This window comes from Mesorhizobium sp. B2-1-3A (assembly GCF_006442655.1).
In the GTDB taxonomy this organism is placed as follows: Bacteria; Pseudomonadota; Alphaproteobacteria; order Rhizobiales; family Rhizobiaceae; genus Mesorhizobium.
The window spans coordinates 319,181-334,502 of record NZ_VFWK01000003.1; the positions used below are offsets into that span (position 1 = coordinate 319,181).

Here is a 15,322-nt window from a genome sequence, read left to right on the forward strand (position 1 = left end):
CAGGCTTATCGACCTCCCAAGCCGAAGGGCGTCTCGAGATCGATATCGATCCGGACCGGGAAGTGGTCGGACGCAACCTCGCCTATGTCGGGTCCCACCGAGCGCACCCGTCCGGCGAACACCCCGCCGACGAAACAGTGGTCGAGCCGGCGCTTTGCCAGTCTGCCGTCGATGATCTTCTCATGCGTGTGGAAATCCGCCGCCGGTTCGCTGGCAACGGAAGCCGCATCGACGAAGCCGTCGAGATAGGCGGCACCGCGATGATAGGGCGTGCTGCCGACGATGCGGCGGTATTCGGCGCTGCCCGGCTCCATGTTGAAATCGCCCATCCAGATCGCGGCAAGCGGATTTTCCGGCTCGGCCTCGCCGCTGGTCCAGTTGCGCGAAGGTTCGTCATCAGCGCCGCTCCACGGCCCGCCGTCAGATGGCGCGCGGCGATGCTCGGCGAGCAGATAGTCGATCTGTTCGAGCCGCTCTTCCGCGGCGATATGGGCGAGATGCAGGGAAAACACCCGCACCGGGCCAGCGGGCGTGCGGATCATGCATTCGAGTGCCGCGTTGCGGGTGTTGAGCGGCCGCAGCGTCCGGCGCATCGGCAGCGCATGCAGCCGCGACCACACGATCGGCAGCTTCGACAGCACCATGGTGCCGAACTGCCGGCGCCGGTTGATCAGGCGGCCATCGCGCCGCTCGCTGGCATCCATGTCGAAGGCCGGCCCGTAAACCCAGTGATAGTCGGGCAGCAGGCGCGACAGCAGTTCCGGCTGGTCGTCGAAATTGCTGCGCTGCCAGTGGCGTTCGACCTCCTGAAGCGCAACGATGTCGGCACCGTCGACGATCCGTGCCGCGCGCGAAAGATCGTAGCGCCCGTCGCCGCCGAACCCGTACTGGATGTTGTAGCTGACCAGCTTCATTGCTTATCCGGCTCACTTTCGGTGATGGCAGTAGCGGTTCGGTGGATTGGTTGCAATGTGCAGGAGAATGGAAGCGGCTTGTGCCAGAAGCCTCCCCTGCGCCTGCTGTGCGATCATGCACCGATTCCGGATCGCTTCGGTATTCTCCGCGCGCCGGAAAACGCCGCGAGGCTTCTCGTGCCAACGCCGGCGGGTCAGGTCCGGCGGGGAACCGTCCTAATCCGTCGTCAGCGGCTGGAACCGGCCCGCCGGTGAGGCCGCCAGTTCCGCCCAGTCGATCTCTTCCTCCAGCCGATGATAGGCCTCGTCGCCGATCGTGCCGTTGCGGCGCAACTCCTCCAGCGTGTCGCGCTGGCGATTGATGGCATAGAGGCGCAACCGGTCATATTCGGTTGCCGCCTGTGCGTCCTCCGGGTTTTCCGCGATAACACGCTGGGCCTCGTACTGCTCGCGCACGACAGCCGCCGCGGCTGACGTCTTGCGGCTCAACACGTCGAGTGCGGCCTGCATGACCGCGACGCGCGCTTGCGCCACCTCATTGTCGACCGTTCTGTCCGGATCGAAGTTGAGTATCCGCAGCAAGGGCTTCAGCGTCATCCCCTGCAACACCAGCGTGCCCAAGACCACGGCGAAGGCGGCAAGCACGATCGGATCGCGGCCGGGAAAACCGGCCGGCAGGGCAATGGCCACCACCAGCGTCACAAGCCCGCGCATGCCGCACCAGCCGACAAGCACCGCGCCGCGAAACGTCGGCGCGTCCCGCCTCCGGTCTTCGCCGCCGAAGCGGGCGAACCACCGGATGATGGCAACGTAACTCGCCACCCAGACGAGGCGTGCCACAATGACGACAACCAGCACCGTCGCGGCAAAGAGAAAGGCTTCGCCCTGCCCTTCGCCGGAGAGCCGGCCGACGATCGAACGCGCCTGCAGGCCCATCAGCACGAAGGCGAGCACGTTGAGCACGAACACCGCCGACTCCCAGACCGAATAGGTGCTGACGCGGCGTCTCGCCGACATGCGGCGCGGCGCCCGGCGCGCGATGGTGATGGCGTAGACGACGATGGTGATGATGGCGGAAAGACCGAGCCTGTCGGCCAGGATCCAAACGCCGAATGTTCCGGCAAACTGCACCACGGTGCTGCTCGCCGCATCCTCGATGCGAGTGAGTGTCAGCAGCGAGAGGCGACCAAGCACATATCCCGCGACCAGACTGCCAATGGTCGACAGCAAGATCGTCGGAATGGCGTTGCTCAGCATGATCGAGCCGAGCGCCGCCGAAACGGCCAGCCGGTAGATCAGGAGGGCCGTGGCATCGTTGAGCAGGCTCTCGCCCTGCAGGATGGCGGTGATGCGGTGCGGCACCTTGAATTGCCCCAGTACGGCGGATGCCGCCACCGCGTCCGGCGGCGCGACGATGGCGCCGAGCGCGATCGCCGCCGCTATTGGCAGGCCGGCCATCTTCCAGCCGACGAAGGCAACGACGACAGTGGTGAAGACAACGGCGCCAAGTGCCAGCAGCACCAGCGACAACCTGTAGCGCTTCAGGTCGCGCAGCGAGGTGTCATAGGCGGCATCGAGAAGCACCGGCGCGATGAACAGCGCAAGCGCCAGCTCCGGATCGATCTCGATCATCGGCGCACCGGGCACGAAGGCGATCGCAACCCCGGCCAAGGCCAGCAGCGACGGATAGGGTATCTCCAGCCGCCGCGACAGCGCTGTCAGCGCGACGGCAGTCAAAAGCAGGACAAGCGTCAGTTCGAAAAGAGCCATGAGCGGTACTTCCGTGAGACGGGATTGCCGGCGCGGATATGCCTGCAGGATGCGGTGGATTGGCCATCAAACTCAAGCCCTCTGGCAGTAGGCGGCAAACCACCTCCCGCTTAAAAGACAGGTATGATCCTCATCGGCCAATATGACTCGCCTTTCGTGCGCCGTGTCGGCATCGCGCTGACCCTGTATGGCATCTCCTTCGAGCACCGTCCGTGGTCGGCCTTCGGCGATGCCGAGAAGATCCGTCCCTACAATCCGCTGACGCGGGTACCGACCCTGGTGCTGGACAATGGCGAGGTGCTGATCGAAAGCCATTTGATCCTCGACTATCTCGACAGCCTTGTTCCGGCCGATCGCAGGATGTTTCCGGTGAGCGAGCCCATGCGTCATCAGGCGCTGAAAGTGTCAGCCCTGGCCACCGGGCTCGGCGACAAGGCGGTCAGCCTGTTCTACGAGAAGCGGCTGCACGAGAAGATTTCCCATGTCTGGGTCGGGCGCTGCCGCATGCAGATAGAGGCGGTGCTCGCCGTGCTGGAGGCCGAACGGGCCGAACGTCCGACAGCGTATTGGTTCGGCGACCATATCGGTCATGCCGATATCGCGGTCGCGGCGGTGCTGCGTTTTATCGGCGAGGCGCATCCGGGCCTGGTGTCGCTGGCCGATTTCCCGGCCCTCGGCGCACACGCCAAGCGTATGGAAGCCTTGGCCGTCTTTCAGGAGATATCGCAGCCGTTCATTGCGCCGGCTTGAGGTCAGCGCTCAACGGCATTTCAATGAAGGACCAGCATATCCCCCGACGAGAACGAAATCTCGGCCTTCTCGCCGACAGCGGGCGGCGGGGTGGCGGAGTTGTTAAAGGTGTCGAGCGACACCGTGTTGCCGCCGATGCCGACGCGAACGCGGATCACCGAGCCGAGGAAGTGCACTTCGGAAATCTCTCCGGTCAAGCTGGAGTCTCGGCCGGGCTGGCGGCCGAGCGAGATCGCTTCCGGCCGCAGCGCCAGCGACAGCGTGTCGCCCGACTTCGAGCCGTTGAGCTTGCCCTTGAGCGAGACTTCCTGCGTGTTGACCTGCACCTTGCCGGACGCGGCATCGGTGACCTTGCCCTCGAGCACGTTCAGCGTGCCGACGAAATTCGCCACGAACTTGGTTGCCGGCCGGTTGTAGATCTCGAATGGGGTGGCGACCTGCTCGGCCTTGCCGCCATACATGACGGCGATGCGGTCGGAGATCGACAGCGCCTCTTCCTGGTCATGGGTGACGAAGATGGTGGTGATGCCGAGTTTCTTCTGGATGGAGCGTATTTCCTCGCGCAGCGACACGCGCACCTTGGCGTCGAGCGCCGACAGCGGCTCGTCGAGCAGCAGGAGCTTCGGTTTCGGCGCGATCGCGCGCGCCAGCGCGATGCGCTGCTGCTGGCCGCCTGAGAGCTGGTAGGGATAGCGGTCGGCCATCTGCGGCAGCTTGATCATGTCGAGCATCTCGGCGACGCGCTTGTCGGCATCTGCCTTCGACATGCCGGCGACCTTCAGTCCGAAAGCGATGTTCTGTGCCACGGTCAGGTTCGGGAACAGCGCGTAGGCCTGGAACACCATGCCGACATTGCGCTGGTTGGGCTTCAGCCGCGTAATGTCCTTGCCGGCCACGACGATCTTGCCGGCCGACGGCTCCTCGAAGCCGGCGACCATGCGCAGCACCGTCGTCTTGCCGCAGCCGGACGGTCCGAGGAACGAGACGAATTCGCCCGGCTCGACGTCGAGACTGAAATCCTGGACCACGGTGTTGGAACCGTAGGACTTTCGCACATGCTGGATGGACAGAAATGGCTCGGCCATGGCTTTTTCTCTCAGGTCAGTTCGGTCGGTTCGCCGATTTCGGCGCGAAGCGGGACAGGATCTGGATGAGCGACATGCAGCCCCAGGTAATGGCGAAAGCGATGATGGCAAGGGCCGCGGGCTCATAAGCACGGTTGGCGCCGATGTTCTGCAGGTAAGGACCAAAGGCCGGGCGGTTGAGCAGGCTCGCCATGGTGAACTCGCCAATGACGATGGCAAAGGTGAGGAAGGCGCCCGACAGCACGGCAATCAGGACATTGGGCAGGATGACACGGCCAATGATCGTGCCCCAGCCGGCACCCAGGATTTGAGCCGCTTCCGTCAACGTGCGCACATCGATGGTGCGAAGGCCGGTGTCGACGGCACGATACATGTAAGGCAGCGACAGCGTTGCATAACCGATGACCAGCAGGGCGTTCGCACCCATATTGCTTCCCAGGAACGGCAGCGGCGAATTCGAACCGTACATCCTGATATAGCCGAAAACGATGACGATGGCCGGAATGACCAGCGGCAGCAAGGTGATGAATTCGACGATCGGCCTGAGCTGCGGCAGACGCAGCCTTATCCAATAGGCAGCCGGCACCACGATCAGCACGCCGAGTATGATGGTGAAGATGGCCGCGATCACCGAATACAGGAAGGTCGACTGGAAGCGCGCGTCGCCGAGCACGATCCGATAGGCGTCGAAGGAATGAACGCCGCGGCGCATGCGCAACGAGAACTCGACCGTCGCCATCAGCGGTATGAAGAAATAAGCCGCGCCGACAACGAAGATGACCCAGGCCCAGAACTTACCCGACTTCATTTCAGCCACCTTTCGGAGCGAGTCCGGAACCAGATGTAGAAGACGTTGGCCAAGCCCGTGATGACGATCATGCCGAAGGCGATGGCATAGCCAAGCTGCGGATTGTGCAGCACGTCACCATTGATCTGCGAATAGAGCTTGATGGGAACGATGTTGAGCGCCGGGCCGGCAAACGCGTAAGCTGTGGCGATGGCGCCGAACGCATTGGCGAACAAGAGGATGACGGTGCCGAGAAAGCTCGGCCATATCACCGGGATGACCACCATGCGCCAATACTGCGACTGCGTGGCGCCAAGCGTGGCCGCCGCCTCGCCCCATTCCTTCTTCAATCCGTCGATGGCCGGCACGATGATGACCACCATCAGCGGGATCTGGAAGAACAGATAGACCGCGATCAGGCCCGATGTGGTGAGGAAATTGAAGCCCATCGCATAGATGTTGATATTGAGGACGTCACGCAAAAGCGTGGTGACGATGCCGACGCGGCCAAGCGTTGCCAGGAACGCGAACGCCAGCGGCAAGCCTGCGAAATTCGACGCGACGCCCGAAAAAGTCAGTGTCGCGGAGCGCGTCCAGCTTGGCAGCCCGCCACGCACGATCGCGATGGCTATTGCGAGGCCGGCAAAGGCGCCGATGATGGCCGACCAGAAACTGATCTTGATCGAAACCCAATAGGAGGCGCTAATCGACGGGTCGGTGACCAGCTGCAGGATGTTGTCCAGGGTGAACGAGCCGTCACCGCGTTGAAACGCGCCCAGCACGAGATAAAGCGTGGGCAGGATCAGGAACATCAGGGCAAAGATGAAGAACGGCGCCACGCCGATCCATTGCGTCGGCAGGCGGAAGGCGGTCGCCTCGTTCGGCGGCGCGGGTTTGGTGGCAAGTGCCTGATTTGAAAGCGTAAGATCGGTCATGCGCCGGCTACCGTCTTCGAGGGAAAGCCGGGCGGCCTCGCGGCCGCCCGGTGGATTTCAAGTCTTACTTGACGTTGGCGCCGACAACGGCGTCCCAGTTCTTGCTGATCGCTTCCTTGGCCTTGCCCTGCTCGTCGAGCGTCGGGAACGCGGCCGAGGCATAGGATTCCGCCGGCGGCAGCTTGGCCAGCACGTCCGCGGGGATCTTGCCGTTCTTGGCGAGATCGTTGAAGCGGATCGGGTGGCAATAGCCCTTCAGCCAGCCGATCTGGCCTTCGTCGGAATAGAGGTATTCCATCCAAAGCTTGGCTGCGTTCGGATGCGGCGCAAAGGCGCTGATCGCCTGGACGTAGACACCGGCGACCACGCCGGTCTTCGGCACGATGACGTCGACGGGCGGGTTGCCCTTCAGCGTATCGCGGCCGGCGAGCGCATTGTAGTCCCAGTTGATCAGGATCGGCGTCTGGCCCTGGGCGAGCGTTGCCGGCTTGCCGACGACCGGAACGAAATTGCCGGCGGCGTTGAGCTTCTTGAAGAAGTCGAGGCCAGCGGTGCCGGCGGCTTCACCGGCAGCCGCGCCACCGGAAAGGCCGGCAGCGTAGACGGCCTGGATGGCCTGGTTGGAAGCGCGCGGATCACCGGCAAGCGCCACCGAATTGGCGAATTCCGGCTTCAGGAGATCGGCCCAGTCCTTGGGCGATTCCTTGACCAGGTCCTTGTTCACCATGAACGAGAGAACGCCGTAATAGTCACCGTACCAGGCGCCATCTGCATCCTTGGCGCTATCCGGGATCGAGTCCCAGGTCGACACCTTGTAAGGCAGCAGCAGGCCATCGGCCTTGGCGGTCGGGCCGAAGGACAGGCCAACGTCGATGACGTCGGGTGCCTGCGGGCCCTTGTTGTCCTTGTTGGCCTTGATTGCCTCGACCTCGTCGCCGGAGCCGGCATCGGGGTTGAGCTCGTTGATGGTGATTTCCGGATACTTCGCCTTGAAGCCGGCGATGACGTCGCCGTAGCCGCACCAGTCGTGCGGCAGCGCGATGGTGGTGAGCTGGCCCTCGGCCTTCGCGGCCTTGACGAGATCGTCCAGCGAAGCCGCGGACGAAATCACCGACGACACCATGAGGGTCGCGGCCGAAAGGGAAAGCACCTTCCCCGTGAATTTGAACATGTGTTCTCTCCGTTGAACTGACGCTGTTGAACGCCTGCGATGCGGTATCGTTTTCATGTGACAGCCAGATGAAAGCTTTGTGAAACCCTTGGCCGGCAGCAGAAAAAGTTAACTCTTTTTAACCGACTGTAGCAATTAGCCGTCACTTATTTTTCCGGCTAATCACCTTGTGCCTTGCATTTCATCCTTCCCCCTTGGTTTGCCCTGATTTTCCAGATCAATTTTCTGGCAGTCACACGCCGTCAGATCGTGCCGGCGATCGCGTTTTCCAGCAGCGTCAGCGCCGCCTTCTTTGTCAGCTTGACCGGGTTGCCGCCGGCCGTCGGATCGACCACCGCCATGTCCGCGATCAGCGCCTTGCGCTTCTTGTCCATGTCGAGGCCCTTGATCAGGCCCGGCAGCGCGTGCGGCACCTTCAACTCCTTGCGCAGCTTGATGATGGCCTTGGCAAAGCCATCGAAGCCTCCCTTGATGCCGCAATAGGCGGCGAGCCGGGCAATACGCTCCTCGATGGAGTCGCGATTGAAGGCCAGCACATAGGGCATGAACACGGCATTGGTCATGCCGTGATGGGTATCGTAGAGCGCGCCGACCGGATGCGACAGCGAGTGGATGGCGCCCAGCCCCTTCTGGAAGGCGGTGGCGCCCATGGCGGCCGCACTCATCATATGGGCGCGCGCGACGAGGTCCTTGCCGTTGGCGAAGGCCTTCGGCAGGTTCTCGAACACCAGGCGAATGCCTTCCACCGCGATGCCGTCGGCCATCGGATGGTAGCCCGGCGCACAATAGGCTTCGAGGCAGTGGGCAAGCGCATCCATGCCGGTGCCGGCGGTGATGAAGCCAGGCATGCCAACCGACAGCTCCGGATCGGCGATCACGATCGCGGGCAGCAGCTTCGGATGGAAGATGACCTTCTTGGTGTGCGTCTCCTCATTGGTGATGACGCCGGCGCGGCCGACTTCCGATCCGGTACCAGCCGTGGTCGGCACCGCGATGATCGGAGCGATGGTGTCGGAGTTGGCGCGCGTCCACCAGTCGCCGACATCCTCGAAATCCCATACCGGCCGCGTCTGGCCCGCCTGGAAGGCGATCAGCTTGCCGAGATCGAGCGCCGAGCCGCCGCCGAAGGCGATGACGCCGTCATGCTTGCCCTTCTTGAACACGGCAATGCCGGCGGTGAGGTTGGACTCGACGGGGTTCGGCCTCACCTCCGAGAACACGCCGTAGGGCACCTTGGCATCGTCGAGAATCTTCAGCGTCGAGGCGACGACCGGCAGTTTCGCCAGGCCCGGATCGGTGACGAAGAGCGGCCGCTTGATGCCGGTAGCCGCCAACACCTCAGGCAATTCCTTGATGCGCCCGGCGCCGAAGCGGACGGTGGTGGGGTAGTTCCATTTGGAGATCAGCTTGGACATTGCTTGTCTTTCGAAAAATCAGATGGCTTCGCGCAGGTGGAAGGATTTCGGCCGGGTCAGATTGTCGTAGCCGATGGCTGACAGTGCCGCACCCTTGCCGGTGTCCTTGACGCCGGTCCAGACCAGGGCCGGATCGAGATAGTCGCAGCGGTTCATGAACACAGTGCCGGTTTCGACCCGGTTGCCGATCGCCACCGCATGCTCGGTATCCCTGGTCCAGATCGAGGCCGTCAGCCCATAGGGGCTGTCGTTCATCAGCGCGATCGCCTCCTCGTCATTGCGCACCTTCATGATGCCGACGATCGGGCCAAAGCTTTCCTCGCGCATGACGCTCATCTGATGATCGACTTGCGTCAGCACCTCCGGCGCCAGATAGGGCGAGCCCGCCCTGTCGTTAGCCACCTTCATGTTTATGTGCGCCTTGGCGCCCTTGCGCAGCGCTTCGGCCTTCTGCTCGCGGATCAGGTCGGCGAAGCGCGCTTGCGCCATCGGCCCCATCGTCGTCGCCTGCTCCAGCGGATTGCCGACGACATAGTTCTTGGTCTCGGCGATGAAGCCCTCGACGAACTCGTCATAGACCTTCTCGTGCACATAGACGCGCTCGATGCCGCAGCAGCACTGGCCGGAATTGTAGAAGGCGCCGTCGACCAGATTGGCGACAGCGTGATCCATCTTGGCGTCGGGCAGCACATAGGCCGGATCCTTGCCGCCAAGCTCAAGGCCGAGCGTCATGAAGGTACCCGCCGCCGCCTTTTCGATGGCACGGCCGCCGCCGACCGAACCGGTGAAGTTGACATGGTCGATCTTGCCCGAACCAAGCAGCTTTTCGGTCTGGGCGTGATTGAGCACGATATTCTGGAACACACCCTTGGGCAGGCCGGCCTTCTCGAAGGCTTGGCTGAAGCGCTCGCCGACCAGCAGCGTCTGCGCCGCATGCTTGAGGATAACGGCGTTGCCGGCCATCAGCGCCGGCACGATCGTGTTGACGGCGGTCAGATAGGGATAGTTCCAGGGCGCGATCACCATGACCACGCCGAGCGGATCCTTCTTCACATAACGCCGAAAGCCGTCCTTCGGGTTGGATGCCGGCACGGATTTCAGCGCCGCCTCAGCGATCTCGACCATGTAATTGGTGCGTTCCTTGACGCCGCCGAACTCGCCGCCATAGCGCACCGGACGCCCCATCTGCCAGGCGATCTCGGGCACGATCTCATCGGTCATCGCCACCAGCGCTTCGAGCATCGCAAGCATGTACTTGCCGCGCTCGACGATCGGCGTCTCGACCCATTTCTCCTGCGCCGCCTTGGCGCGCTCGACAGCGGCATTGATCGCCTGGTCCGTTGCCACGGGCCGCTCGGCATAGATCGAGCCGTCTATGGGGGTAATGAGTTTGACCGTTTCGGTCATTTTCTAAGTCCTCGCACTTTTACAACAATCGAAAATCACATTGCTTGGCGCTACCCCCATCCGCCTGCCGGCACCTTCTCCCGCAGTGGCGAGGAAGGTAAGCGCTCCAACGCTGGCGCACCCTTTCCCATTCTCGCCGGGAAAGAGTGAGGGGCAGCGCCAGGCGTTGGCTGCTACCCTAGTACCGCTCGAACCCTCTGTGCAGTTCCCAATCCGTAATGCGGCGGTCGTATTCGAACTGCTCCCATTTTGCCGTGTGGACATAATGTTCGAGCACATCTTCGCCGAGCGCCTGCTTCAGCATCTTCGACTTGGCCAGCGTCTCGGTGGCGTCGCGCAGCGTCTTCGGGATCTCCGGCAAGCGAGATGCCTGATAGGCATCGCCGACGAAAGGCTTCTGCAACTCCAGCTTCTCATCGATGCCGGCAAGGCCGGCGGCGATCAGCGCCGCGAAGGCGAGGTAGGGGTTCAGGTCGGCGCCGCCGATACGGCATTCCATGCGGATGCCCTTGGTGCCCTCGCCGCACAGGCGGAAGCCGGCGGTGCGGTTGTCCTCGCTCCACATGATCTTGGTCGGCGCGAAGGTGCCGGCCTGGAAGCGCTTGTAGGAGTTGATGTAGGGCGCCAGGAACCAGGTGAATTCCTTGGCATATTTCAGTTGCCCGGCCGCCCATTGCTGGCCGAGCGTCGACAGCGTCCAGTCGGCCTTCTTGTCGAAGAACAGCGGCGTCTTGCCGTCGGCGCTCCACAGCGAATTGTGGATGTGGCTGGAATTGCCGGCGAGCCCGTAATTGTACTTGGACATGAACGAGATCGCCTTGCCTTCGGACTCGGCGATCTCCTTGGCGCCGTTCTTCAGGATGACGTGCCGGTCGGCCATGTCGAGCGCTTCGGCGTAGCGCACATTGATCTCTTCCTGGCCCGGGCCCCATTCGCCCTTGGAGTTTTCGATCGGGATACCGGCCGCTTCCATCTCGTTGCGAAGCCGGCGCATGACGCCTTCTTCCTTGGTGGTGATGCCGATCTGGTAGTCGCCGATATAGGGCGAAGCGGTATCGAGGCCCTGCCAGTGCTTCTTGCGAGCGGAATCGTAGGTCTCGTTGAACAGATAGAATTCGAGCTCGGAAGCGAAATAGCCGATATAGCCGCGCTCCTGCAGCCGCTTGACCTGCTTCTTCAGGATCGCGCGCGGCGAATGCGGCAGGTCGTCATGGGTGTGGTGGTCAAGCACGTCACAGATCACCAGCGCGGTCTTTTCCAGCCACGGAATGCGCCGCAGCGTGGCAAGGTCCGGCTTCATGACGAAATCGCCATAGCCCTTCGACCAGCTCGCCGCCTTGTAGCCGGGCACCGGCTCCATATCGATGTCGGCGGCCAGGAGATAGTTGCAGCCATGCGTTTCGTCATGCGCGGAATCGACGAAGTACTGCGCCAGGAACCGTTTTCCCGCCAGCCGCCCCTGCATGTCGACGATGCAGGCCAGCACCGTGTCGATCTCGCCGCTGGAGACCGCTTTCTTCAACTGATCGAACGAGAAATTTCCGGCCATTCCTTTGGCGCTCCAATGCTTGGTCGTTGAAAGGGATAAACGAAACCATGGCCGGCACGATGCCGGCCATGGCCTTGATGGTCGAGATCAGTGACCGCCGGTTTCGCCGACCGCCTGTTCCGCCGCCTTGATCGCTGCCTGGCGCGCCGCGATGATGTCGCCGAGCGGCGGCCCCTGGAAGCGGTTGCGTTCGAAGGCGAACCACACGATCGCCGTCAGAATGAAGAAGCCGACGGTGATGTAGAGCGCCCAGTCGTTCGGCGGCTGGATGCCGATGATGAAGATCAGGATCATCGATACGATCGACAGGAAGGCGAACAGCATGAACACGCCGCGCCCCATGTTCCACGGCCCCATCTTGTCCCACTTCGGCGTGCCCCAGGCCAGCATCCCGAGCACGATCGGCACGGTGAAGGACAGGAACAGGAAGATGACGGTGCAGGACACGACGATGGTATAGGCCGAGGTGCCGGCGACCGAAACCAGCGTCGAGCCCCAGACGAACAGCACCGACAGGATCGATGCCGTCCAGATCGCCGCCACCGGCGTGCGGTAGGTCGGGCTGACCTTGGCGAGTGTCGCCGAGCCGGGCAGGCCGCCGTCACGCGAGAAGGCGAAGATCATGCGCGACGCCGAAGTGACGGTGGCGAGACCGCACAGAAGCTGCGCGATGAACACGACGAGATAGACGAACTCCTTGAGGCCGGAGGGAACGCGTTGGTCGAAGGCCCAGAAGAACACGTTCCAGCCCTGCTTGGCAGCATCGTCCATGTTCGGGATCATCAGCACGAAAGCGGCGAGGAACAGATAGCCGAAGAGGGCCGACCAGACGACCGACATGACCATGGCGCGCGGCACGGAAGAGGCCGCCTTGATGGTTTCTTCCGATGTATGCGCCGAAGCATCATAACCGGTGATCGTGTAGATCGGCAGCAACAGGCCGAGCGCGAACACCCAGGCATTCGACACCGACGGCCAGACACCGCCGCCTGCATCACCGGAGTAGTTGTGGAAGGTGAAGAGACGGCTGACGTCCCAATGCTCGGCGAAAATCAGGCAGACCACCGCGATCAGAATCGCGCCGAAGAAAATCAGATAACCGGAGAAGTCGGTCAGCTTCGCCGTCAGCTTGATGCCGAGATGGTTGATCAGCGCCTGGAGGCCGGTGATGACGACCAGGAAGATCATCTGGTTGGTCAGCGAGCCGTCAATTCCCAGCGCCGGCCCGAAAGCGCCGATGAAGAACGTCCAGGTGCCGACATTGATGGCGCCGAGAACGGTGATCAGGCCCAGCAGGTTAAGCCAGGCCGTGACCCAGCCGGTGCCGCGATTGCCGAGGATCGAACCCCAGTGATAGAGCCCGCCGGCGGTCGGATAGGCCGAGCTGATCTGCGACATGGCGACCGCGAAGGTCAGCGACACGAAGCAGCCGACCAGCCAGCCGATGCCGATGCCGATGCCGCCGGCACCGGAGGTGCCTTGCGCCAGCGAATTGATGCCGCCCGACAGGATGCAGATAATCGAGAAGGAAACCGCGAAATTCGAAAAGCGGCTGAGCCGCCGCTCCAGTTCCTGGGCATAGCCCATGCTGTGGAGGTGCTTTACGTCCTCCGCCTTGTCAACGTCTGTATAACCCGGTGCTGCCATTGGAAGTCCCCTGTTTGTTTTTCAGCTGGCCGATTGGACTGACTTTCTGACTGAATGCGATCTGGGCCGCGTGGCCTCCTCTGGTTCCAGATCCGAAAAAATGCCCGTGAGCAGATCCGCCCATTTCCGCTGCCCGGTCTCGCCGGAGATTTCATCGTTGCGGATTTCGATCATCGCGCAGGGCAGCCCGCGCGAGCGCGCATGCCGTTCCAGCGTGAAATAGACGCGGTCGGCTGGCGAATAGGGTTCGTTGACGCCGACGGTAATGCCGGCAAGCCGCCCGAGCGCCGATATCAGCGGCGAGGCCAGCCGGCGGTCCTCATCGTGGATGATGCCGATATGCCAGGGCCGGTTGCGGCCCTTGTAGACGGGCGTGAAGGAATGCACGGAAACCAGCCGGGTCTCCTGGCCGCGCGCCAGCCGTTCCTCGACGATGCGCTCGATGGCGCCGTGAAACGGCTGCCATGACAGGGCGACCCGCGCCGCGCGCTGCTTGTCGGTCAGGCCGGCATTGCCGGGAATGACCGTCGTTTCGCTGACCGGCGGCACCAGGTCCGGCGCATCGAGCGGCCGGTTGCAGTCGATGACGAGGCGCGAGATTCTGGTTTCGACCAGCGTCGCGTCCAGGGCCTGCGCCATGCGCAGTGCAACCGGCAGCGCGCCGGGATCCCAGGCGATGTGGCGGGACAGGTCCTCGGCGGCAAGGCCGAGCGTACCGAATTCGGCGGGCAGGAAATTGGAAGCGTGATCGCAGGTCAGCACGAAGGGGCTTGATCCGCCAGGGTTTGTCACCCCCACGGTATCAGACGATGCAAGGCTGGCGGGCCGTGCTTTCTCCATAGTCTGCCGTCCCCGGGGAGCGCTGTATCGTATGTTACGTATTTTGCCTCATTGCGTCCCTGTGGATGATTTCATACAGTTTGCCCGGCTTTGTCAAATGCGATCTCGTGGGCAGGGCCAGCGGGTGGGGGAAAACATGATTTCCAGCATTGCCGAACTGATCGCCGACCGCATCGGCGCGATGCCGGCCGGCGAACGGCGCGCGGCCCAGACGCTGATTGCGAGCTATCCGATGATCGGCCTGAAGACGGTCGCCGAATTCTCGGCCGCGGCCGGTGTCTCCTCGCCAACGATCCTGCGCTTCGTGGCCCGGCTCGGCTTCCAGAACTATCCGGAATTCCAGTCGACCCTGCAGGACGAACTGGCGGCGCAATTGCAATCGCCGGCAATACGAACCCTCAACCCGCCCTCGCCCGGCGGCGGCACGGTCTCGCCGATGCTGGAAGCGACGCTCGACAATATGCGCGAGACCTTCCGCCACCTCTCCGACAGGCAGCTTGCCGATATCGCGGCGCGGCTCGCCGATCGGCGTGGCAAGACATTTCTGATCGGCGGCCGCTTCACCGACCCGCTGGCGCGTTACATGGCCGCCCATCTTGCCGTTATCCAGCCCGATGTCTTTCACCTCGCCGGCCAGGAGAGCATGTGGCGCGACCGGCTGATCGACATGGGCAAGCGCGACGTGCTGGTGATCTTCGACATCAGGCGCTACCAGGACAGTCTCGTCCGCTTCGCCGAGAAGGCGCATCAGCGCGGCGTCCAGATCGTGTTGTTCACCGATCAGTGGCTGTCGCCGATCGCCCGGTTTGCCCGCCATGTCATCGCCGGACGAACCGCCGTGCCGTCGGCATGGGATTCTTCGGCGGCACTTTTCGTCGTCGCCGAAACGTTGATCGGCGCCGTCACAAGACAGCTCGAAGCCGACGGTGCCCGTCGCATCCGCGAGATGGAAGGCCTGCGTTAGGCATCCGCTCCAACCGGGCGCCGCGGATTTCACGTTACCGAGATTTAATGTGCACGATTGCGTGATAATTGCCATAAACCGGTGATAT

13 protein-coding genes are annotated in these 15,322 nt (G+C 62.9%); 2 read left to right on the forward strand and 11 right to left on the reverse strand.

What is annotated here, in order from left to right:
- Positions 1 to 5: 5 nt before the first annotated feature.
- Both FJ977_RS12850 and FJ977_RS12855 read right to left on the reverse strand, forming a co-directional pair.
- The gene (locus FJ977_RS12850; protein WP_140771905.1) at positions 6 to 914 is read right to left on the reverse strand and encodes an endonuclease/exonuclease/phosphatase family protein; all 909 of its coding nucleotides are present in this window, start codon (positions 912 to 914) and stop codon (positions 6 to 8) included.
- Between the two features lie 216 nt (positions 915 to 1,130).
- Positions 1,131 to 2,684 (reverse strand): sodium:proton antiporter, encoded by a 1,554-nt coding sequence (locus FJ977_RS12855; RefSeq protein WP_140771907.1) that lies wholly within the window; start codon positions 2,682 to 2,684, stop codon positions 1,131 to 1,133.
- 123 nt (positions 2,685 to 2,807) lie between these two features.
- Between FJ977_RS12855 and FJ977_RS12860 the strand changes: the two genes are divergently transcribed.
- Complete coding sequence (locus tag FJ977_RS12860; RefSeq protein ID WP_140771908.1) at positions 2,808 to 3,434, forward strand: glutathione S-transferase family protein; 627 nt, start codon at positions 2,808 to 2,810, stop codon at positions 3,432 to 3,434.
- A 20-nt stretch (positions 3,435 to 3,454) separates the two neighbouring features.
- Here FJ977_RS12860 and FJ977_RS12865 read toward each other — a convergent pair whose 3' ends face one another.
- The 9 genes from FJ977_RS12865 to FJ977_RS12905 all read right to left on the reverse strand — a co-directional run bounded on the left by FJ977_RS12865 (position 3,455) and on the right by FJ977_RS12905 (position 14,270).
- The gene (locus tag FJ977_RS12865; protein ID WP_140771910.1) at positions 3,455 to 4,519 is read right to left on the reverse strand and encodes an ABC transporter ATP-binding protein; all 1,065 of its coding nucleotides are present in this window, start codon (positions 4,517 to 4,519) and stop codon (positions 3,455 to 3,457) included.
- A 16-nt stretch (positions 4,520 to 4,535) separates the two neighbouring features.
- Positions 4,536 to 5,327, reverse strand: coding sequence for an ABC transporter permease (locus tag FJ977_RS12870; RefSeq protein ID WP_140771912.1), 792 nt, complete (start codon positions 5,325 to 5,327; stop codon positions 4,536 to 4,538).
- Positions 5,324 to 6,118 carry an ABC transporter permease subunit gene (locus FJ977_RS12875; protein ID WP_244735529.1) on the reverse strand — a complete coding sequence of 265 codons (795 nt, stop codon included), beginning with the start codon at positions 6,116 to 6,118 and terminating at the stop codon, positions 5,324 to 5,326. Before FJ977_RS12875 ends, FJ977_RS12870 begins: the two co-directional genes overlap by 4 nt.
- A 187-nt stretch (positions 6,119 to 6,305) precedes the next feature.
- Entirely contained in the window at positions 6,306 to 7,412 is a 1,107-nt protein-coding gene (locus tag FJ977_RS12880) for an ABC transporter substrate-binding protein (protein WP_140771915.1), read from the reverse strand.
- Between the two features lie 242 nt (positions 7,413 to 7,654).
- Positions 7,655 to 8,827 (reverse strand): iron-containing alcohol dehydrogenase, encoded by a 1,173-nt coding sequence (locus tag FJ977_RS12885; RefSeq protein ID WP_140771916.1) that lies wholly within the window; start codon positions 8,825 to 8,827, stop codon positions 7,655 to 7,657.
- Positions 8,828 to 8,845: 18 nt separating this feature from the next.
- Entirely contained in the window at positions 8,846 to 10,234 is a 1,389-nt protein-coding gene (locus FJ977_RS12890; RefSeq protein ID WP_140771918.1) for an aldehyde dehydrogenase family protein, read from the reverse strand.
- A gap of 178 nt (positions 10,235 to 10,412) precedes the next feature.
- Entirely contained in the window at positions 10,413 to 11,783 is a 1,371-nt protein-coding gene (locus FJ977_RS12895; RefSeq protein WP_056577936.1) for a glutamine synthetase family protein, read from the reverse strand.
- A gap of 87 nt (positions 11,784 to 11,870) precedes the next feature.
- On the reverse strand, positions 11,871 to 13,430 hold the full coding sequence (locus FJ977_RS12900; RefSeq protein ID WP_140771919.1) for an amino acid permease: 1,560 nt from the start codon (positions 13,428 to 13,430) through the stop codon (positions 11,871 to 11,873).
- A gap of 21 nt (positions 13,431 to 13,451) precedes the next feature.
- On the reverse strand, positions 13,452 to 14,270 hold the full coding sequence (locus tag FJ977_RS12905) for an N-formylglutamate amidohydrolase (RefSeq protein ID WP_140771921.1): 819 nt from the start codon (positions 14,268 to 14,270) through the stop codon (positions 13,452 to 13,454).
- A gap of 136 nt (positions 14,271 to 14,406) precedes the next feature.
- On the opposite strand from FJ977_RS12905, the gene FJ977_RS12910 reads away from it, so the two are divergent.
- On the forward strand, positions 14,407 to 15,234 hold the full coding sequence (locus FJ977_RS12910) for a MurR/RpiR family transcriptional regulator (RefSeq protein ID WP_135881356.1): 828 nt from the start codon (positions 14,407 to 14,409) through the stop codon (positions 15,232 to 15,234).
- Positions 15,235 to 15,322: the final 88 nt, after the last annotated feature.